General features: G+C 65.6%; 24 protein-coding genes and 1 pseudogene. 8 read left to right on the plus strand and 17 right to left on the minus strand.

Annotated elements, in window-relative coordinates; genetic code table 11:
- Positions 1 to 41: 41 nt before the first annotated feature.
- Positions 42 to 311 carry a 50S ribosomal protein L27 gene (gene rpmA / locus NSE01_RS05940; protein WP_147158731.1) on the minus strand — a complete coding sequence of 90 codons (270 nt, stop codon included), beginning with the start codon at positions 309 to 311 and terminating at the stop codon, positions 42 to 44.
- 53 nt (positions 312 to 364) lie between these two features.
- A pseudogene (gene rplU / locus NSE01_RS05945) lies at positions 365 to 655 on the minus strand (50S ribosomal protein L21); the annotation flags it as partial.
- A 224-nt stretch (positions 656 to 879) separates the two neighbouring features.
- On the opposite strand from rplU, the gene NSE01_RS05950 reads away from it, so the two are divergent.
- Entirely contained in the window at positions 880 to 1,407 is a 528-nt protein-coding gene (locus NSE01_RS05950; protein WP_147158733.1) for a hypothetical protein, read from the plus strand.
- Between the two features lie 4 nt (positions 1,408 to 1,411).
- Here the strand turns inward: NSE01_RS05950 and NSE01_RS05955 are convergent, their stop codons facing one another.
- The 15 genes from NSE01_RS05955 to coxB all read right to left on the minus strand — a co-directional run bounded on the left by NSE01_RS05955 (position 1,412) and on the right by coxB (position 13,456).
- Entirely contained in the window at positions 1,412 to 1,873 is a 462-nt protein-coding gene (locus NSE01_RS05955; protein ID WP_147158734.1) for a molybdenum cofactor biosynthesis protein MoaE, read from the minus strand.
- A gap of 1 nt (position 1,874) precedes the next feature.
- Complete coding sequence (locus NSE01_RS05960) at positions 1,875 to 2,126, minus strand: MoaD/ThiS family protein (RefSeq protein WP_246135052.1); 252 nt, start codon at positions 2,124 to 2,126, stop codon at positions 1,875 to 1,877.
- A gap of 2 nt (positions 2,127 to 2,128) precedes the next feature.
- Positions 2,129 to 3,139 (minus strand): GTP 3',8-cyclase MoaA, encoded by a 1,011-nt coding sequence (gene moaA, locus NSE01_RS05965; RefSeq protein WP_147158735.1) that lies wholly within the window; start codon positions 3,137 to 3,139, stop codon positions 2,129 to 2,131.
- Entirely contained in the window at positions 3,136 to 3,903 is a 768-nt protein-coding gene (locus tag NSE01_RS05970; protein WP_147158736.1) for an SDR family oxidoreductase, read from the minus strand. Before NSE01_RS05970 ends, moaA begins: the two co-directional genes overlap by 4 nt.
- Before the next feature lie 2 nt (positions 3,904 to 3,905).
- Positions 3,906 to 4,280, minus strand: a complete 375-nt coding sequence (locus NSE01_RS05975; protein WP_147158737.1) for a dihydroneopterin aldolase — start codon at positions 4,278 to 4,280, stop codon at positions 3,906 to 3,908.
- 60 nt (positions 4,281 to 4,340) lie between these two features.
- Positions 4,341 to 5,204 carry an RsmD family RNA methyltransferase gene (locus NSE01_RS05980; RefSeq protein ID WP_147158776.1) on the minus strand — a complete coding sequence of 288 codons (864 nt, stop codon included), beginning with the start codon at positions 5,202 to 5,204 and terminating at the stop codon, positions 4,341 to 4,343.
- Positions 5,205 to 5,235: 31 nt separating this feature from the next.
- Complete coding sequence (thrC, locus tag NSE01_RS05985) at positions 5,236 to 6,642, minus strand: threonine synthase (RefSeq protein ID WP_147158738.1); 1,407 nt, start codon at positions 6,640 to 6,642, stop codon at positions 5,236 to 5,238.
- 208 nt (positions 6,643 to 6,850) lie between these two features.
- Positions 6,851 to 7,420 (minus strand): SURF1 family protein, encoded by a 570-nt coding sequence (locus NSE01_RS05990; protein ID WP_147158739.1) that lies wholly within the window; start codon positions 7,418 to 7,420, stop codon positions 6,851 to 6,853.
- Complete coding sequence (locus NSE01_RS05995) at positions 7,417 to 7,698, minus strand: DUF983 domain-containing protein (protein WP_246135053.1); 282 nt, start codon at positions 7,696 to 7,698, stop codon at positions 7,417 to 7,419. Before NSE01_RS05995 ends, NSE01_RS05990 begins: the two co-directional genes overlap by 4 nt.
- 106 nt (positions 7,699 to 7,804) lie before the next feature.
- On the minus strand, positions 7,805 to 8,626 hold the full coding sequence (locus NSE01_RS06000; protein ID WP_147158741.1) for a cytochrome c oxidase subunit 3: 822 nt from the start codon (positions 8,624 to 8,626) through the stop codon (positions 7,805 to 7,807).
- Positions 8,627 to 8,741: 115 nt separating this feature from the next.
- Complete coding sequence (locus tag NSE01_RS06005) at positions 8,742 to 9,323, minus strand: cytochrome c oxidase assembly protein (protein ID WP_147158742.1); 582 nt, start codon at positions 9,321 to 9,323, stop codon at positions 8,742 to 8,744.
- Positions 9,323 to 9,523: a cytochrome c oxidase system small membrane protein gene (locus tag NSE01_RS06010; RefSeq protein WP_147158743.1), complete on the minus strand. Its 201-nt coding sequence runs from the start codon at positions 9,521 to 9,523 to the stop codon at positions 9,323 to 9,325. The genes NSE01_RS06005 and NSE01_RS06010 overlap by 1 nt, the downstream gene beginning before the upstream one ends.
- Complete coding sequence (locus NSE01_RS06015; RefSeq protein ID WP_147158744.1) at positions 9,520 to 10,443, minus strand: heme o synthase; 924 nt, start codon at positions 10,441 to 10,443, stop codon at positions 9,520 to 9,522. Before NSE01_RS06015 ends, NSE01_RS06010 begins: the two co-directional genes overlap by 4 nt.
- Before the next feature lie 268 nt (positions 10,444 to 10,711).
- On the minus strand, positions 10,712 to 12,397 hold the full coding sequence (gene ctaD, locus NSE01_RS06020; protein WP_147158745.1) for a cytochrome c oxidase subunit I: 1,686 nt from the start codon (positions 12,395 to 12,397) through the stop codon (positions 10,712 to 10,714).
- A gap of 27 nt (positions 12,398 to 12,424) precedes the next feature.
- The gene (coxB, locus tag NSE01_RS06025) at positions 12,425 to 13,456 is read right to left on the minus strand and encodes a cytochrome c oxidase subunit II (protein WP_147158746.1); all 1,032 of its coding nucleotides are present in this window, start codon (positions 13,454 to 13,456) and stop codon (positions 12,425 to 12,427) included.
- Between the two features lie 307 nt (positions 13,457 to 13,763).
- Here coxB and pyrE point away from each other — a divergent pair, with 307 nt between their 5' ends.
- Genes pyrE through ruvX form a run of 7 tightly spaced genes read left to right on the plus strand, consistent with a single transcriptional unit; the run spans position 13,764 to position 19,049 of the window.
- Positions 13,764 to 14,345 carry an orotate phosphoribosyltransferase gene (gene pyrE / locus NSE01_RS06030; RefSeq protein ID WP_147158747.1) on the plus strand — a complete coding sequence of 194 codons (582 nt, stop codon included), beginning with the start codon at positions 13,764 to 13,766 and terminating at the stop codon, positions 14,343 to 14,345.
- The gene (locus NSE01_RS06035) at positions 14,345 to 15,085 is read left to right on the plus strand and encodes a pyridoxine 5'-phosphate synthase (RefSeq protein ID WP_147158748.1); all 741 of its coding nucleotides are present in this window, start codon (positions 14,345 to 14,347) and stop codon (positions 15,083 to 15,085) included. The genes pyrE and NSE01_RS06035 overlap by 1 nt, the downstream gene beginning before the upstream one ends.
- Positions 15,082 to 15,498: a holo-ACP synthase gene (gene acpS / locus NSE01_RS06040; RefSeq protein ID WP_147158749.1), complete on the plus strand. Its 417-nt coding sequence runs from the start codon at positions 15,082 to 15,084 to the stop codon at positions 15,496 to 15,498. Before NSE01_RS06035 ends, acpS begins: the two co-directional genes overlap by 4 nt.
- The gene (gene lepB, locus NSE01_RS06045; protein ID WP_371863202.1) at positions 15,495 to 16,391 is read left to right on the plus strand and encodes a signal peptidase I; all 897 of its coding nucleotides are present in this window, start codon (positions 15,495 to 15,497) and stop codon (positions 16,389 to 16,391) included. The genes acpS and lepB overlap by 4 nt, the downstream gene beginning before the upstream one ends.
- Complete coding sequence (locus tag NSE01_RS06050) at positions 16,388 to 17,458, plus strand: AI-2E family transporter (protein WP_147158750.1); 1,071 nt, start codon at positions 16,388 to 16,390, stop codon at positions 17,456 to 17,458. The genes lepB and NSE01_RS06050 overlap by 4 nt, the downstream gene beginning before the upstream one ends.
- 2 nt (positions 17,459 to 17,460) lie before the next feature.
- Complete coding sequence (locus tag NSE01_RS06055) at positions 17,461 to 18,585, plus strand: DUF3089 domain-containing protein (protein ID WP_147158751.1); 1,125 nt, start codon at positions 17,461 to 17,463, stop codon at positions 18,583 to 18,585.
- Positions 18,582 to 19,049: a Holliday junction resolvase RuvX gene (gene ruvX / locus NSE01_RS06060; RefSeq protein WP_147158752.1), complete on the plus strand. Its 468-nt coding sequence runs from the start codon at positions 18,582 to 18,584 to the stop codon at positions 19,047 to 19,049. The genes NSE01_RS06055 and ruvX overlap by 4 nt, the downstream gene beginning before the upstream one ends.
- Positions 19,050 to 19,064: the final 15 nt, after the last annotated feature.

Here is a 19,064-nt window from a genome sequence, read left to right on the forward strand (position 1 = left end):
CGGGGGCCATCCCGTGAGGATGGCCCGTGATGACCATCCGGTTACTCTGCGGCCTCAGCCATCATGTCCACCGAGACGTACTTGCGACCAAGCTTGCCCGAGTGGAAACGCACTTTGCCTTCGGCGAGCGCGAAGAGGGTGTGATCCTTGCCAATGCCGACATTGGCGCCCGGGTACACCTTCGTGCCGCGCTGGCGGATAATGATGTTGCCGCCGATCACGTGCTGATCGCCGAACTTCTTGACGCCGAGGCGGCGGCCTGCCGAATCGCGACCGTTGCGCGAAGAGCCGCCTGCTTTCTTGTGTGCCATTTCAGATTACTCCGAGAATCTTGAGTCGCGGGTTTTGGGAGCCGCGATCAGGCGACGCTGAGGATGCGCAGCAGGGTCATCTGCTGGCGGTGGCCGTTGCGGCGACGATAGTTGTGCCGACGGCGCTTCTTGAACACGATCACCTTCTCGGACTTCGCCTGCGCGATGATCTCGGCCGAAACGGTCACGCCCTTGGCATCCGCGAGCACGCCTTCGTTCCCCGCGAGGAGGACGTCGGTCAGCGTGATCGTGTCACCGGCTTCACCCGCCAGCTTCTCGACCGCGATCTTGTCTCCGGCGGCAACCCGATACTGCTTGCCGCCCGTGCGCACGATTGCGAACATGGTTCCTGCTATCCGTTTCAAGTGTCTGGCCGCCTGATGATCCCGCGAATCGGATACCATCAGACAGCATGGCCGAATCTCCGCAAGGGATGCAGAGGCCCGGAAAGAGTGGCGCGGTTAATCGAACGGTGGCCGCATGTCAACGCCGCAGGGTGGCGAAAAGCTGCGGCTGCATTCGTCATGGGCCGCTTCCCCGGTCCGGCAAAAGCATCTATGGCGCGGGCATGGCTCTTCTGTCCATCCGCATCGGTGCGCCGCTGGCTGCTCTGCTCGCGCTTTCGGCCTGCAATGCGGACCGCTCGCGCTTTCCCTCGCTGTCGATTCGCCCGGCCGAGCGCACCTACACTACCGGCCAGCAGGCTGCGCCCGCACCGACGCCGAGCGAAGTGGCATCTGCCGATCTGGCAGACCGCGTCGCTGCCTTGCGTAAGAAGGTGGTGGCATCCCATGCCCGCTTCACCGCGCAGCATGCCTCGGCCACAACGCTCATCAATGCTGCCAAGGGCACAGCTCCCGGAACGGAAGCCTGGAGCCGCGCTGCGATCGCGCTTGCCGGGCTGACCTCCGCGCGCGGCGAGGGTCTGGTCGCACTGTCAGACCTCGATCACCTGCTGATCGCCGCGACCGAGACAGCCGCGATCGGACCGGATGCCGATCTCAAGGTGGTTGCCCCGGCGCACCGTGCGGCCGCCGATCTGTTGGCGGAGGAAGACCGCACCATTGCCGATCTTGGCGATCGGCTGGGCGGCTAGCGGCTTACCAGCGCGCCCGATCGCGGTGATCGTCGGGCCGCGGCTCGATCCAGCGCCAGCCGGACGCGGTCTTTTCACGTTTCCAGAACCAGCTCTGGCTCTTGAGGTGATCCATCGCGAAATCGGCCGCAGCGAAAGCATCGCGGCGGTGGCGCGCAGCGGCGGCGACCAGCACAATCGGATCGCCCGCACGCATCACGCCGTAGCGGTGGATGATGAGGAGCCCATCGAGCGCCCAGCGCTTGCGCGTCGCGGCGGCCAGTGCCTCCATGCCGGGGAGGGTCATCGCAGCGTAATGCTTGAGCTCCAGCGCCTCTACCGCATGAGCCCCAGGCTCCGCCCGGACCTGCCCGAGAAAGCTTACGATTCCGCCCGCCTCGGGATGCGCGGCGGTGAAGGTGGCCATTTCCTCCGCAGGCGAGAAACCCTCACCGAGCAGGCGCACAGCGGCCCCGGAATCTGGCATCTCAGCCCCCGCTTACGGGCGGCAGGAAGGCGAGTTCGTCCCCCTCCGCCAGCACGACCGCTTCGTTATCACCCAGCAGTGCGCCGTTGAGCGCCATGCGCACGCGTTCGCCAAGGAGTTCCACCGCCAGCGCCGGATCGAGCGCGGCGAGGATATGTTCGAGCGGCCCCGGAGTTACCGCAAGCTCTCCCATGCCGGCGATATCTTCCAGCCGTCCAAGAAACACCAGTTTTGCGAGACCCGATGTGGACAACGTCAGCCGCCCGTCATCGACATGTGGCGGGCGAGCGCAGGCGCGGCACCGGGCCGGTCGATCACGAAGCCGTGCTTCTCCGGCTTCTCGCCCATCGCGCGGGCGAAGGCTTCTTCCAGCGCGGCTTCGGGGCTTTCGGAGCGCAGTGCGGCGCGCAGGTCCACCTTGCCCTCACCGCCGAGGCACATGAAGAGCTGGCCGGTAGCCGTCACCCGCACGCGGTTGCAGCCTTCGCAGAAGTTGCCGGTCAGCGGGGTGATGAAGCCCAGCCGCCCACCCGTCTCGGCGATATCGACATAGCGCGCGGGGCCGCCGGTGCGCGCATCGCTCGCCGTAAGCGTCCAGCGCGATTCCAGATCGCGGCGAACGGCATCGAGCGGGAGGTAGTGATCGAAGCGGTCGCCTTCCACTTCGCCAAGCGGCATGACCTCGATCAGCGTGACCGAATGGCCTTCGCCGTGCGCCCAGGCGATCAGATCGGGCAGTTCGTGCTCGTTGATGCCCTTGAGCGCCACGGCATTCAGCTTGATCCGGATCCCCGCCGCCTTGGCCGCAGCGATGCCTTCGAGCACCTGCGGCAGGCTGTCGCGCCGGGTCAGCTCGGCAAACTTCGTCCGGTCCATCGTATCGAGCGACACGTTGATGCGCTTCACGCCTGCGGCGGCGAGATCATCGGCAAATTCGGCGAGGCGCGTGCCGTTGGTGGTCAGCGTCAGCTCATCAAGGCTGCCGTCTTCGATCTTGCGGCCCAGCGCACGGACCAGCTGCATCATGTCGCGCCGCACCAGCGGCTCGCCGCCCGTCAGCCGAATCTTGCGCACGCCGCGCGCGATGAAAGCGAGCGCGACCTCGTGGAGTTCCTCCAGCGTGAGCACTTCGGCGCGCGGCAGGAAGGTCATGCGCTCGGGCATGCAATAGGCGCAGCGCAGGTCGCAGCGGTCCGTCAGCGAAAGCCGCAGGTAGGTGATGCGGCGCGCGAAGCGGTCAATCAGCGGAGACGGGGTGCAGCTCATGTTTCGAGGTATACGAAGTCCCGAGCGAAAGATTCAAGGTGCGCGCCACCATCAACAAAAATAGTCTGGCCCGTAACGGCGCGCGCCTGTGCCAGAAACACCACAGCATCGGCGATCTCGCCGGGGCTTGCCAGCCGCTCGAGCGGCATCCGCGCGGTCAGGCGAAGCCACTGCTCCTCCGTATAGTCGGGTGTCGGCAGCGTCAGGCCGGGCGCAACGGCATTGACCCGCACCTGCGGGGCAAGGCTGCGCGCGAGGGTGCGAACGGCGGCGTGAAGCGCCTGTTTCGAGAGCGTGTAGCTCAGCTGATCCGGCACCGGGTTGATGACGCGCTGATCGAGGATATGGACCACCGCCGCCTCGCCCGCTGCCAGTTCGGCCAGCGCGCGTGTCAGCAGCACCGGTGCGGTGAGGTTTACCGCCAGATGCTCATCGAGCATCGCGGCGGTCACCGTTTCTGCCGTATCTTCGCGAAACAGCGCCGCACAATTGACGAGCAGGCTGGGCGCGCGCCCGGCCAGCGCCATGGCATCGGAGGGCAGGCGACTCACCGCCGCCGCATCGGAAAGATCCGCCGCCAGCGGATGGACGGCCGCGCCGAGGCTTGTCAGTTCGTCCGCAAAGCTGTGATCGAAGGTTGCCGCGCTGTGCGCATGAAGCGCCAGATCATACCCCGCATTGGCGAGTGCACGCGCGATTGCCGCGCCGATGCGTCGCCATCCCCCGGTAACCAGCGCAAGCGGACGGGCGGACTGCGCTGCCATGCTCAATCGCGCCGATGCCGGGTGAGCGTCATGCCAATCTCCTCGCCGCGCTCGCTGATCGCGAGCTTGACGATCTTCACCGTCACGCGCTCGATCCGCTTGTCCTGCAGGAACAGCGTTTCGCAGATGTGGTCCGCCACCGATTCGATCAGCTGGAAATGTACGCCCTGCGGCAGGCCTTCGGTCGCCGCGTGCTTGAGATCCATGTAGTTCTTGCTCGCCGTCAGCGGGCAATCGGGGGTGTAGCGGTCCTGCGGCTTGAGCGCCGCCGAAATCGAGATGCGCAGCGGCTGCGGGCGCCCGGTCTCCTCGGAATAGATCCCGGTGAGGACGTCGGTCTCGACGTTGGCGACTTCTAGGATGAGGCTGTCGTTCACGGGGCGGGCCTCTGGCACCCCGCTGCGCCTGTGTCCAGTGCGGCGCCCCTTCAGATTTGCTTATGTTCCGGGATTGGACCAGCGCGCGAAGATCGCGGTAGGGAGGAAGCGGCCACTCTCACCGTCTTCCTTGATGGCCAGATCGCCATGCTCGACCGTGCCCGGCAGGCCCGCGAGCGCCTCGGCCAGCAGCCCGCCAATGGCGAGCGAGGACATGCGCACGGCGTAGACGGTGAGGAACAGGAAGCGGCTGTCCGCATCCAGCAGCCGCGCGCAATCAGCGATCAGCGCGGGGAGGTTCTCCTCCAGCCGCCAGACTTCGCCATCAGGCCCGCGACCGAACTTGGGCGGATCGAGGATGATCCCGTCATAGCGCCGCCCGCGCCGCACTTCGCGCGCGGCGAACTTGGCCGCATCGTCGACGATCCAGCGCACCGGGCGGTCTTCCAGCCCCGCGACTGCGGCATTGGCGCGCGCCTGCGCCACCGCCTTCTTCGAGGCATCGACATGGGTCACCGGCCCGAAGCGCGAGAGCGCCATGGTGCCGACGCCGGTGTAGCCGAACATGTTGAGCGTGGACGCGTCAGGCTTGCCGTCCAGCTGCTCGCCCATCCAGTCCCACACCGGGGCCATGTCCGGGAAGAAGCCGAGGTGGCGGAAGGGCGTGCACTGCGCGGTGAAGCCGATGCCCCGCCACGAGAGCGGCCAGCCTTCGCGCGGGACGGGCTTGGCATAAGTCCAGCGGCCGCCGCCGTCCTCGTCCGAACCCGGCACGAATTCGCCGTGCGCATCCCACACGGCCTGCCGCGGCGCCCACATGGCCTGCGGTTCGGGTCGGATGAAGCGGTAATCGCCGTAGCGCTCGAGCTTGCGCCCGTCGCCGCTGTCGATCAGGCCGAACTGGTCCCAGCCCTGCCCGACCATGAGCTTCGCCTGAAGATCGAGCGCCGCCACCTTAGCGAACTCGGGGAGTCGCGCGCTCGGCAATCCACGCAGCGATGGTGTCGTAGTCACCCGGCAGGCGCGTATAGGCCTCCTCGCGCTCGAACAGGTCGCCCACCCGCGAAGGAAGGCCGGGGCGCACGCCCGTTGCGCGCTCCACCGCATCCCCGAACTTGGCGGGATGCGCTGTCGCCAGCGTCACCACCGGTACGTCGGCGGCAAGGCCTTCGGCAACGCGCGCCGCGTGAAGGCCGATCGCGGTGTGTGGATCGAGCACTTCGGCGCAGGATTCGTAAGCCCAGCGCATCGCCTTGGCCATTTCCGCCGCATCCGCACGCGCGCTGGTGAAGAGCGCCGCCGATGCCTCGCGCTGCGCATTGGTGAGCTGCATCGCCTTTGCGCTCTCGAACTGCTTCATCTGAGCAAGGATAGCCGCGCCATCGCGCCCGCCTGCGTCGTAGAGCAGCCGCTCGAAATTCGAGGACACCTGGATATCCATCGACGGCGCCGCGGTCGGCGTCACCGTGCCGGCGGAGTAATCGCCGGTGGAAAGCGCGCGGTGGAGGATGTCGTTGATGTTGGTGGCGACGATCAGACGCTCGATGGGGAGGCCCATCTGCGCCGCGACATAGCCGGCGAACACGTCGCCGAAATTGCCGGTCGGCACGCTGAAAGCCACCCGGCGCTCGGGCGCGCCCAATTGGAGCGCGGCGGCGAAATAATAGACCACCTGCGCCATCAGCCGCGCCCAGTTGATCGAATTGACCGCGGCGATGCCGAAGCGGCTGGTCATCGCGCCATCGTTGAACATGCGCTTCACCATCGCCTGCGCATCATCGAAGCTGCCATCAATGGCGATGTTGTGGACGTTGGGCGCGAGCACCGTGGTCATCTGCCGCCGCTGCACATCGGAGACGCGGCCATGCGGGTGGAGCATGAAGATGTCGACCTTGGCGCGGCCCGCGACGGCATCGATCGCGGCGGAACCGGTATCGCCCGAGGTTGCGCCGACGATGGTCAGGTGATCGTCGCGCTTCGAAAGGAATTCCTCGAACAGCAGGCCGAGCAGTTGCAGCGCCACGTCCTTGAACGCCAGCGTGGGCCCGTGGAACAGTTCGAGCAGCCACTGCCGCTCATCAAGCTGCACCAGCGGGGTAACGGCGGCGTGGGAGAAGCGGCCATAGGCCTCGCGCGTCAGTTCGAGCAGGCGTTCGGGCGCAATGCAGTCGCCCACGAAGGGCTGCATGATCTTTGCCGCCAGTTCGGCATAGGGCAGGCCCGCCATCGCGGCGATTTCGGCTTTGGTGAAGGTCGGCCAGCGCTCGGGCACATAGAGCCCGCCATCCGAGGCGAGGCCGGCGAGGGTCACGCCCTCGAAATCGAGCGAGGGCGCCTGGCCCCGGGTGCTGACGTACTTCATGGGCACGCCGGTTAGCCGCCGGGGGCGCGGGGCGCAAGGATTTGGGGCGAAGTCCGCAGCGGATGCAGATTTGGCATTGCGCGCCCTGCTCATCCTGAAAGGCTCGTCATCCCCGCGAAGGCGGGGATCCAGAGCGGACGCAGCGCTACATGGCCCTGGATCCCCGCCTGCGCGGGGATGACGAAGGTGGGTGGGTTCGCGGGACGGTCTAGCCCCGCTCGCGCATCCGCTTCCTCAGCGCCAGCGCGTAGATCACCAGCGCGACGCCCGCGAAGAGGAACCACTGCACCGCATAGGCGAGGTGGTTGTTGGGGATGTCCTTGGGATCGGGTTTGGCGTTGGCATCGAGGCCGGCAAGCGGCGGATCGGCGACAAGACGCGGCCCCGGCGCGATCCAGCCAGTTACCACGCCGCCCGTCCAGACCGGCGCGGAAGGATCGCGCGACCAGCCGAGCACCACCTGCCGCTCGCCGCCCCCGACATCCTCGCAGGTTGCCACATGCGCAAGCCCAGCCTCGCCCTTCGCGTTGCGTCCGGATAGGGTCGTCTGGCCAGCAGCGGCGCGGCACTCGATCTGTGTGCGGTGGTAGAGCGAGCGCTCGACCGCCGCTGGGCTATCCGGCCAGCGGACTTGCGCGCCCGATGTTTGCGCCGCTTCATAGCGCGCCAGCATGGCCTGCTTTTCGCCCAACCGCTCAAGCTGCCAGAAGCCGAGGCGGATCATCACCCCGACGGCGACCAGCACCAGCAGCGTCGGCACAATCGGAATACGCTTCACGATAAAACTCCCGCTGCGCGCAGCCGCGCAATCAACAGCGCCGCCTTCACCAGCCGCAAGGCGCCCATAATCACACCCGGCACCGCCACCACGATCACGCCCAGCATCAGCCAGAGTGGCGGACGAACCGCATCATCGAGCTTGAGCGCACCGGCAATCAGCAGCGCCGTCAGCGGCAGCAGCACGAAATAGAGGCCCCGCCCGCGCGGTTCGTAGTCGGTAAAAGCGAGCCCGCAGCTCCGGCATTCCGGCGCAAACCCCGCAGGAGCATCCCACAATGAACGCGCGCCGCAGCGGGGGCACAAACCGAAAAGGGCAGCGCGGATAAGTCCGCGCTGCCCTTTCGAAGCTTCATCCGAAGCGTTCACCGGATCACGAGCCAGATCACTCGATCGGTGCGCCCCAGCCGCCCCACACGTAGATGGCGACGAAGAGGAACAGCCACACCACGTCGACGAAGTGCCAGTACCACGCAGCGGCTTCGAAACCGAAGTGCTGGCGCGGGGTGAAGTGGCCCTTGTAGGCGCGCGCCTGGCAAACGGCGAGGAAGATGGTGCCGACGATCACGTGGAAGCCGTGGAACCCGGTCGCCATGTAGAACGCCGAACCGTAGGTGTTCTCGCCGAAGCCGAACGGAGCGTGCATGTACTCGTAGGCCTGGATCGAGCTGAACAGCAGGCCCAGCGCGATGGTCGCCCAAAGACCGGTCTTGAGGCCTTCGCGGTTGCCGTGGATCAGTTCGTGGTGCGCCCATGTCAGCGTCGTGCCCGAGCAGAGCAGGATCAGCGTGTTGAGCAGCGGCAGATCGAACGGGTTCATCACCGCTTCGATGCCCTTGGGGGGCCACTTGCCACCGATCACGTCAACCAACTGGTTGGGGAACAGCGAGAAATCGAAGAAGGCCCAGAACCAGCCGACGAAGAACATCACTTCCGAAGCGATGAACAGGATCATGCCGTAGCGCTGGTGAAGCTGCACGACCGGGGTGTGATCGCCCGCATGCGCTTCCTTGATCACGTTGCCCCACCACGAGAACATGGTGAGCGCCACGCCGAACACGCCGAGCATGAGCGCGATCTTGCCGCCGGGCATGCCGTGCATGGCAAAGACGCCGCCGCTCGTCATCGTGAGCGCCGAAAACGCGCCGACGATCGGCCAGATGTCAGGCGGCAGAATGTGGTAATCGTGGTTCTTGGTGCCGGCCATGTTCGTCTTCTAACCCCCGTCAGCTTGGGACTTGGCGAAACGCACCGCAGGGGCGCGATTCAGCTTGTTTGCAAACGCCTTTATCGAGGCCGCGCGGTGCGGTCCAGAGGCTTTCCTACTTGTTTTTGGGAGTGCTCTGAGTGCTGTCGGCAGCTTCAAGGAAAGTGTAGGAGAGCGTGATCTCGGACACGTCCTTCGCATTGGGATCGGTGAGTATGTCTGGATCGACATAGTAGAGCACCGGCATGCGCACTTCCTCGCCCGGCTTCAACGTCTGATCATTGAAGCAGAAGCACTGAATCTTGTGAAAATAGGCTCCGGTCTGCTCGGGCGTCACATTGTAGACCGCACGGCCAGTGATCGTACGGTTCGAAATGTTCTTTGCGATAAAGAACGCCATCTTGCGCTCGCCGATCAGGCCGGACTGCGTCACCTGCTCGGGGTGGAACTGCCACGGCATGCCATTCACCACGTTGCCATCAAAACGGATCGTAATCGGGCGCATCGTAGCTTTGACAGCAGCGGCCTGCGCCGCAGTCGAACGTTGGGTCGTGCCGTTGAAGCCGGTTGCCTGGCAGAATATGCGGTAGAGCGGGACCGACGCATAGCCGAGGCCAAGCATGGCAAGCGCGCCACCGGCGGCAATAATTCCGACCCTGATGTTTCGGTTAGAGGAGGGCTTGGTTGCAGTGACCATCAGGAGTGCTCCATCCGCTCGGTGCCTTCGGCGGGCGCGTGCTCGGGCTTGGCGGCGATCTTCACGATGGAAATCGCGAAGAACAGGATGACGAGGAAGCCAAGGATCAGCCCCATCACCTTGTTGCGTTCACGCTGGCGGGCGCGCAGCGCATCCGTCTCGGCGGTGGTGAGCGGACTGTTATCGAAGGGCTGGGTCATGCTTGCAGGCCATAGAACGTGGCGAAGCGGTCGACGACCAGCATCGCGAAGAGGATGAACAGGTAGAAGATCGAATAGGCGAACAGGCGCTTCTCCGGCTTCATGCCATCGCCCGGCTGCCCTTCACGAAGACCAACCTTGATCGACAGCCACAGGAACATCCCGCTGAGCAGGAGCGCGGAGAGGCCGTAAACAACCCCGGTGCCGCCGATGAACCAGGGCGTCATCGAAAGCGGCAGGAGGATCGCGGCGTAAGCCAGAATTTGCCGCCGAGTCGAGCGTTCGCCCGCCACCACCGGCATCATCGGGATGCCCGCTTTGGAGTAGTCGATCTGCACGAACAGGGCGAGTGCCCAGAAGTGCGGCGGCGTCCACATGAAGATGATGAGGAACAGGAGCACCGGCATCCACGTTATGTGGCCGGTCACCGCGATCCAGCCGATCAGCGGCGGAAAGGCCCCCGCCCCGCCGCCGATGACGATGTTCTGCGGCGTGCGCGGCTTGAGCCACACGGTGTAGAGATAGGAATAATAGAAGATCGAAAAGGCGAGGATGCCTGCCGCGAGCCAGCTGATCGCCAGCCCCATCGTCATCACCGAAATGCCCGAGAGCGCGACCCCGAAGTCCCGCGCGGACGTGCGGTCCATGCGTCCGCCGGGGATCGGCCGCTGCGCGGTGCGCTTCATCACGGCGTCGATATCGGCTTCCCACCACTGGTTGAGCGCAGCCGCGCCGCCCGCGCCGACCGCGATGCACAGGATCGCGGTGAAGGCGAGCACGGGATGGATGGTGCCGGGCGCCGCCAGCATGCCGCAGACGGCGGTGAAGATGACGAGCCGCATCACGCCCGGCTTGGTCAGCGCGAAGAAATCGCGCCAATCGGCGGGCATGATCAGGGCCTGAGGGTTCGCGGTGGACATGATGCGCGGCCTATAGGCGCGCTTGACGCATAGGGAAAGCGAAACGGCACCGGGATTTGGGGCTATGCGGTGGGGTGTTGTTTGTGGGGCGTTGCGCTTGGCCGCTGCCCACCCCCAGCCCCTCCCGCAAGCGGGGAGGGGAGTTTCCAGCGCCGACCGGCTCCCCTCCCACTTACGGGAGGGGTTGGGGGGCCTACGCGGCATCACGCCAAAGCAAAAGGGCCCCGGGTTGCTCCGGAGCCCCTCTGTGTTTCAGACCGTAGCCCGATCAGTGCGCGTGCGCTTCCTCGATCACGGGGAGCGTTTCGAACTGGTGGAACGGCGGCGGGCTCGACAGCGTCCACTCGAGCGTGGTCGCGCCTTCACCCCAGTAGTTGCCGACAGCCTTCGGGCCAGCGACCAGCGAGTAGGCGATGTTCACGAAGAAGATCACCATCGAGGCCGCCATGACCATGTAGCCGTTGGTGGCAATCGTGTTCCAGAACTCGAACGCCGGTGCATAGTCAGGGTAACGGCGCGGCATGCCCTGAACCCCGAGGAAGTGCATCGGGAAGAAGATCAGGTTCACGCCGACGAAGAACACCCAGAAGTGCAGGTGGCTGAGGAACTCGCTGTGCATGCGGCCGCTCATCTTCGGGAACCAGTAGTAGAACCCGGCGAAGAGCGAGGTCACCGCACCCAGCGACAGCACGTAGTGGAAGTGCGCCACAACGTAGTAGGTGTCCTGGAGGTTGTCGTCGATGCCGCCGTTGGCGAGCACGACGCCGGTGACGCCGCCGACGGTGAAGAGGAAGATGAAGCCAATTGCCCAGACGAGCGGCGACTTGAACTCGAGGCTGCCGCCCCACATCGTCGCGATCCACGAGAAGATCTTGATGCCGGTGGGCACCGCGATGACCATCGTGGCAGCGGTGAAGTACATCTTCGTGTTAACGTCGAGGCCGGTGGTGTACATGTGGTGCGCCCACACGATGAAGCCCACCGCACCGATCGCGACCATGGCGTAGGCCATGCCGAGGTAGCCGAACACCGGCTTCTTCGAGAAGGTCGAGATGATCTGGCTGATGATGCCGAAGCCCGGCAGGATCATGATGTACACTTCGGGGTGACCGAAGAACCAGAACAGGTGCTGGTAGAGAATCGGGTCACCGCCGCCGGCCGGGTTGAAGAAGGTCGTGCCGAAGTTGCGGTCGGTCAGCAGCATGGTGATCGCAGCGGCGAGAACCGGCAGCGACAGCAGCAGCAGGAATGCGGTGACGAGCATCGACCACACGAACAGCGGCATCTTGTGCAGGGTCATGCCCGGCGCGCGCATGTTGAAGATGGTGGTGATGAAGTTGATCGCACCGAGGATCGAACCCGCGCCCGCAAGGTGCAGCGAGAAGATCGCGAAGTCGACCGCGGGACCGACCGACCCGGAAGTCGAAAGCGGAGCATAAACAGTCCAGCCGGTGCCAGCGCCCATGCCGGTACCACCGGGCATGAAGGCCGAGATCATCAGCGAGCAGAAGCCCGAAACGGTCAGCCAGAACGAGATGTTGTTCATGCGTGGGAAGGCCATGTCCGGCGCGCCGATCATGAGAGGCACGAACCAGTTGCCGAAACCGCCGATCAGCGCCGGCATGACCATGAAGAACACCATGATCAGGCCGTGGGCGGTGATCAGGACGTTCCACAGGTGGAGAGTCGCGTTGAAGTCCTGGTCGTTGCCGCCGAGGAAGTGCGTCCACCAGCCGAGGTACTGAATACCCGGATGCGCGAGTTCAGCGCGCATGATGCCCGAAACGCCGCCACCGATGATGCCCGCGATGATCGCGAAGATCAGGTAGAGCGTACCGATGTCCTTGTGGTTGGTCGACATGAACCAGCGCTGGAAAAACGCGGGCTTGTGGTCGTGATCGTGCGCATCGTCGTGATGGGCATCGAAGCCTTCATGGGCTGGAATGCTGGCCATGGTTCTAACCTTGTCCTTCGAAATCTTTTACGCCGCGGGCGTCGGCTTGGCGGGAGCGGCTGCGGCGGTTGCAGTAGCCGGAGCACCGACGGTACCGCCTTGGGCCTTCACCCACTCTTCAAACTTGGCGCGCGGCAGAGCCTCGACCACGATCGGCATGTAGCCGTGACGGGCGCCGCACAGCTCGGAGCACTGGCCGTAGTAAACGCCCGGCTCCTTGATGAAGAGCACCTTCTCGTTGATGCGGCCCGGCACGGCGTCGAGCTTGAACCACAGCGACGGCACGGCGAAGGCGTGGATCACGTCCGAACCAGTGGTCTGCAGGCGGATCGGCTCACCAGCGGGGACAACCATGCGGTTGTCAGCTGCGAGCTGCGGCTGTTCACCGCGCTTGATGGCTTCGGCATCCGGCAGGATGTTCGAAATCACTTCGAAGCCGCCGTTATCCGGATAGGTGTAGCCCCAGTACCACTGGTAGCCGGTCGCCTTGACCGTCAGCGCGCCCTTGGGGGCCGGAGCATACTGGTGCGCCAGCAGGCGGATCGAAGGAACCGCGACGAACACGAGGATCAGCACCGGGACGACCGTCCAGATGATCTCGATCGTGGTGTTGTGGCTGGTCTTGGAAGCGACCGGGTTCGCACTGCGACGGAAGCGGACCATAACCAGCAGCAGCAGCAGGAGCACGAACAGCGTGATGACGGTAATCACCGGCATCAGGATGTAATCATGCATGCGAAGGGCTTCCTGCCCGTTCGGCGAATACTGATCCTGGAACGTCCAGCCCTTGGCGACCGGCTGACCCTTGCCATCGACCGGCTTCATCGGGCTGTAGGAGCCCTTGTCGACCGGAGCCGCGGCTGCGGCATCAGCCGGAGCGGCGCTACCAGCCGGCGCCGGCGTGGCGGCGACAGGCGCTTCGGGCGCCGGTGCGGCGGCCGCTGCAGGAGCCGGAGCGGCGGCTGCCGCCATGGCCTGGGGCGCAAAAGCAAGCGCAGCCGCAAGGCTCATTGTCCGGAACGCGCCCGTCACGGCGCGGGCAACATGGGATAGACTCATGGTATACCGCTCTCGATTTTTTGCTTCTGCGCCGGGCATTTACCCCGACACTCCACACCCCAATTCCCTTAATTCAAGGGCGCCTATACGCGCGCTCGCCTCAAGCCTCAAGCGCCTGCGACTATATTTTTGGGGCAATGGGGTTTGCCCTAAAGCTCTAAGGCGCAATGCGAATAAGGGGAATCAGGCGAGTCTGCCCCTCGTGAAGCCCTTCAGTCCAGCGTAGCGCGGTGCCCGCGCCTTCGCTATGGACCCACGCCTGACATACCGCCCGCGGGCCCGGAAGCCCGCCCATGATGAGAGAGCCATGCTCGAAGACGAGATCCTTTCCGAATTCCGCGCCAGCGAAGCCCTGCTCGAAGGCCACTTCCTGCTTTCCTCGGGCCGCCACAGCGCACACTATCTGCAGTGCGCGCGCGTGCTGATGGATCCGATGCGCGCCTCCCGGCTTGCCTCGGCACTCGCCGCGACTCTGCCGCGCGATCTGCGCCAGCAGATCGGCAAGGTGATCTCCCCCGCCATGGGCGGCGTCATCATCGGCCACGAAATGGGCCGCGCGCTGGGCGTGGAGGCGATGTTCGTCGAACGCCCGGCCGGCACGTTCGAACTGCGCCGCGGTTTCTCGCTGAAGGAAGGCGAAAAGGTGCTGATGGTCGAAGACGTCGTCACCACAGGCCTCTCCAGCCGCGAGGCGATCGCAGCGATCGAGGCGGCAGGCGGGATCGTGGTAGCGGCAGCAGCGCTGGTCGATCGGTCTGCTGGCGCGGTTGACCTCGGCGTACCGTTCTATCCGCTCGTCAGCCTCAGCTTCCCGACTTACGCGCCGGACGAGCTGCCGCCCGCGCTCGCCGCGACTCAGGCGATCAAGCCCGGGAGCCGCGCCGCCTGATGAGCCTTCACACGGCCCACCGCCTACGCCTCGGCGTCAACATCGATCACGTCGCCACGATCCGCAACGCGCGCGGCGGCGATCATCCCGATCCGGTGCGCGCGGCGGAGATCGTTGCCGAAGTCGGCGGCGACGGGATCACGGCGCATTTGCGCGAAGACCGCCGCCACATCCGCGACGAGGACATCGCCCGCATCCAGGCCGCGACCAACCTGCCGCTCAACTTCGAGATGGCCGCGACGGAGGAAATGGTCGCCATCGCGCTGCGGCATCGCCCGCATGCAGCCTGCATCGTGCCCGAGCGGCGCGAGGAGCGCACCACCGAGGGCGGGCTGGACGCTGCCGGGCAGCACAACCGCCTCGCCCCGATCGTCGCCCGCCTCAACGATGCGGGCATCCGCGTCAGCCTGTTCATCGCGCCCGAACCGCGCCAGATCGAAGCTGCGATCAAGCTCGGCGCGCCGGTGGTTGAACTGCATACCGGCGAATATGCCCATGCCGAAGGCGAAGCACGCGCGGTGGAACTGAAGCGCATCGCCGACATGGCCGCGCTTGCTGCGAAGAACGGGATCGAGCCGCATGCGGGGCATGGGCTTACGTATGAGAATGTGAGCGCCATCGCCGCGATACCGCAGCTGGCTGAGCTCAATATCGGGCACTACCTGATCGGCGAGGCGATCTTTACCGGCCTTGCGCCTGCCGTGCTCAAGATGCGCGAGCTCATGGACGCCGCCCGGTGATCATCGGCATGGGCTCCGACCTCTGCAATATCGAGCGCATCCAGTCCTCGCTCGACCGGTTCGGGGAGCGCTTTGTGCAGCGCGTGTTTACGGCCACGGAACAGGCCAAGGCAGCGCGGAGGCCCTATACCAAGGCGGGCACGCTGGCGAAGCGCTTCGCTGCCAAGGAAGCCTTTTCCAAGGCCGTCGGCACCGGGTTCAAGGCGGGCGTGTTCATGAAGGACATCGGCGTGGTCAACGCGCCCTCCGGCGCCCCCACCCTAGCCCTGACCGGCGGCGCCGCCGCGCGCCTTGCCGCGATCACCCCGCCGGGACACGAGGCGGTGGTTCATCTGACGCTCACCGATGATCACCCATGGGCGCAGGCCTTCGTGGTGATCGAGGCACGCCCCCTTTCCGCAGGTGCTGTTTGAACGACGTTCCCGAGACAATGCCGGCTGCCGAGAACGAGCCGGTCGAATCGAAAGCCGCAGAGCCCGAGGGCACCAACTGGCTGGCCGAAATGCGCGGCCTGCTGCTCATGCTGCTGGCGGTGATCGGCTTCCACAGCTTCGTGGCCAAGCCGTTCTACATCCCCTCGATCTCGATGATGCCCAACCTGCTCGTCGGCGATCAGCTTGTCGTTTCGAAGTATCCCTATGGCTGGTCGTGGGTCTCGGCCTCGATGCACTTCCTGCCGCGTTCGAAGACGCGCATCCTGCCAGCGACTCCGGCCTACGGGGATATCGTGATCGTGGTGCCGCCGGACCGCGACGAGGACTACATCAAGCGTGTCGTCGCGCTGCCGGGGGACCGCATCGCTGTGGTGAACGGCCAGATCATCCTCAATGGCAAACCCGTGCCGCAAGTCGCTGAAGCGCCGCTGGAATTGCCGGTCGATCCCAACCAGCCCTGCGATCCGGATGATTTCCCCGGCCTCAGATACCGCGCTGCGGACGGCAAGCAGGTCTGCGAACTGCCGATCTTCCGCGAGACGCTGCCCAATGGCGCGACATACCGGATCATCGACCACCGCAACCAGCCGCTCGACAATTACCCGGAAACCAAGGTGCCCGCCGGCTACGCCTTCCTGATGGGCGACAACCGCGACCACTCCGCCGACAGCCGCGCGCCGATCATCGAGAAGGGCCTTGGCGGGCCGGTTCCACTGGCGGATATCGGGGGCCGTGCGGAATTCATCACTTATTCGCTCAATGGCACCGAAACGTGGAATCCCCTGTCATGGTACGGCGCCTTGCGAGGAAGCCGCGCTTCGCTCAGACTGCGGCCGATGATCCTTCCTCAAGGAACCGCCGCAAAGCCATGAGCGACGAGCCAAATCCTGCCCCGACCCACAGCGCCGGCCCCACCGATATCCGCGACGATCTCGTCCGGCAGGAAATCAAGCGCGCGGCGGTATGGATCGGCATGGCCGGCCTCGCCGCGCTGGCGGTCTATCTCGCGCATCCGCTGCTGGTGATCTTCGGCGGCTTCGTCTTTGCCATGCTGATCGACGGCGGCCAGCGCCTGCTGGGCCGCGTGCTGCCGATCCGGCGGACATGGCGCATTGCAGTCGTGCTGCTGCTGACCGTCGCCTTCCTCGTCTGGGTGGTCGAATTCGCCGGCAGCCAGATCATGACGCAGGCCGCCGAGATGCCGCCACTGGTCACCGCACAGGCCCAGCGCGCGCTCGATTGGGCCAGCGCGCATGGCCTGACGATGGGCCGCAGCGATGTCAGCGGGCTGCTCAAGGAACTGCTCGGCGGCGTGAGCCAGGTCACGCAGGCGCTGGGCGGCCTGTTCGGCGGCGTCACCACGCTGCTCATCATGGTGATCCTCGGCATCTATTTCGTGCTCGAGCCCGACATGTACCAGCGCGGCCTTGCGTGGATGCTGCCTGCGGAAAGCCGCGAATACTTCCACGGCACCACCCACCGCATGGGCCGCACACTGCGCATGCTGCTGGCGGGGCGAATGCTGGGCATGGTGATCGAAGGCGTGTGCACGTGGATCGCGCTCGCGGTCTACGGCGTGCCGATGGCGGCGCTGCTAGGGCTACTCACCGGACTGCTGGTGTTCCTCCCCAATATCGGCGCACCGATTTCGGGCATCCTGATGATCCTCGTCGGCTTCTCCGGCGGCACCGCGATGGGGATCTACTGCATCATCGTCTATGTCGTGGTGCAGACGGTCGACGGCAACGTGATCGTCCCGATGGTGGCCAAGCGCACCGCCGATCTCGCGCCCGCGCTCGTACTGGGCGCGCAGCTCATCTTCGGCGTATTGTTCGGCATCCTCGGTCTCGCGCTCGCCGATCCGCTGGTGGTCATGCTCAAGATCGCGCTTGAACGGCAGGCCGAACACAACACCCGCCGCGACGAAGCCACAGGATAACCATGGCGCGCAAGTTCCTCTATTTCGTCGCGGTTCTGATCGTGCTGGTGATCGCCGCGCTGCTGGCGCTGCGCATCTGGTCGGCCGAGCTGACCCGATTCGCCTTCGTGCCGCGCGGGGTGTTCGAGGCGCAGGCGCCGATGCGCGCAGGCGCCTATGACAATCCGGCGATGTGGGTCTCGCGCCCGGATACCGCCAATGATCCCGCGCAATATCGTCCCGAAGGCGCCTCTGCCGGGCCGAAGGGCAAGGCCTGGGTCTTCTTCATCCACCCGACCAGCTACCTCGCGCGTGACCACTGGAACGGCCCCATCGCCGACAAGGATTCGCGCTACCGCACCTCGCTGTTCGTGCGCGGCATGGCGAGTGCCTTCAACGGCGAGGCGGCGGTGTTCGTGCCCTATTACCGGCAAGCCGCCTTCGGCAGCTTCCTCGTCAACCAGCCCGAGACGCTGAAGGCCCGCGCGGTGGCCTATGGCGATGTGCGCGAGGCCTTCCGCGCCTTTGTTGCCGCCGTTCCTGCCGATGCGCCGATCGTGCTCGCGGGCCACAGCCAGGGCGCGCTCCATCTGATGCACCTGCTGCAGGACGACGTGAAAGGGACGCCGCTCGCCAGCCGGATCGTCGCTGCCTACATGATCGGCTGGCCGGTTTCCCCCGCGCACGATCTGCCGCAGACGGGCCTGCCGGCCTGCACCGCACAAGAGCAGACAGGCTGCGCGCTGAGCTGGATGAGCTTTGCCGATCCGCCCGATGCGACCTTGATGCTCGCCACCTATCGCGCCGAGCCGGGGCTGGACGGCAAGCCCAAGGGCACCGAGCCTGTGCTCTGCACCAATCCGCTGAACGGCGGCGCGGCGGCAGCAGCACCCGGAACCGCCAACCTCGGCACCATGGTCCCCTCGGTCGATCTGACGATGGGCAAGATCACCAAGCTCGGCATCCCCGCGCGGTGCGATGCCAAGACCGGCCTGCTGATGATCGGGGATCCGCCCGATCTCGGCCCCTATGTGCTGCCGGGGAACAACTACCACGTCTATGACGTGCCGCTGTTCTGGTCGAATGTCCGCGCCGATGTGGCGCGCCGTTCCGCGGCGTGGCTGGCGCACCAAAAGACCGCCAAGTGATAACGACAAGTGCCAGCGAACTCCGCGCGGCTCTCCCCGAGGGCGGCGCGCTGATGGGGCTTGATCCTGGCACCAAGACCATCGGAGTCGCGCTGTGCGACCGGGATTGGCGCTTTGCCACCGCCGGGCAGACGATCCGCCGCCGCAAGTTCAGCCAGGACAAGGCCGAACTTGCCGCGCTGGTCGCTTCGCGCAGCGTGAAGGGCCTCGTCATCGGCCTCCCGCTCCACATGGATGGCAGCGAAAGCCCCCGCAGCCAGGCCGCCCGCGCGATGGCGCGCAATCTTGCCGATCTTGGCCTTCCCATCTTGCTGTGGGACGAACGCTGGACCACGCAGGCCGCCGAGCGCGCGATGATCGAGCAGGATTTCAGCCGCGCCCGCCGCGCCGAACGCATCGATTCGCACGCTGCCGCGCTGATCCTGCAGGGCGCGATCGACGCGATGGTCGGCGCGGCGTTCTGACCTTGCCCGACAAAT

This window comes from Novosphingobium sediminis (assembly GCF_007991615.1).
Taxonomy (GTDB): Bacteria; Pseudomonadota; Alphaproteobacteria; order Sphingomonadales; family Sphingomonadaceae; genus Novosphingobium; species Novosphingobium sediminis.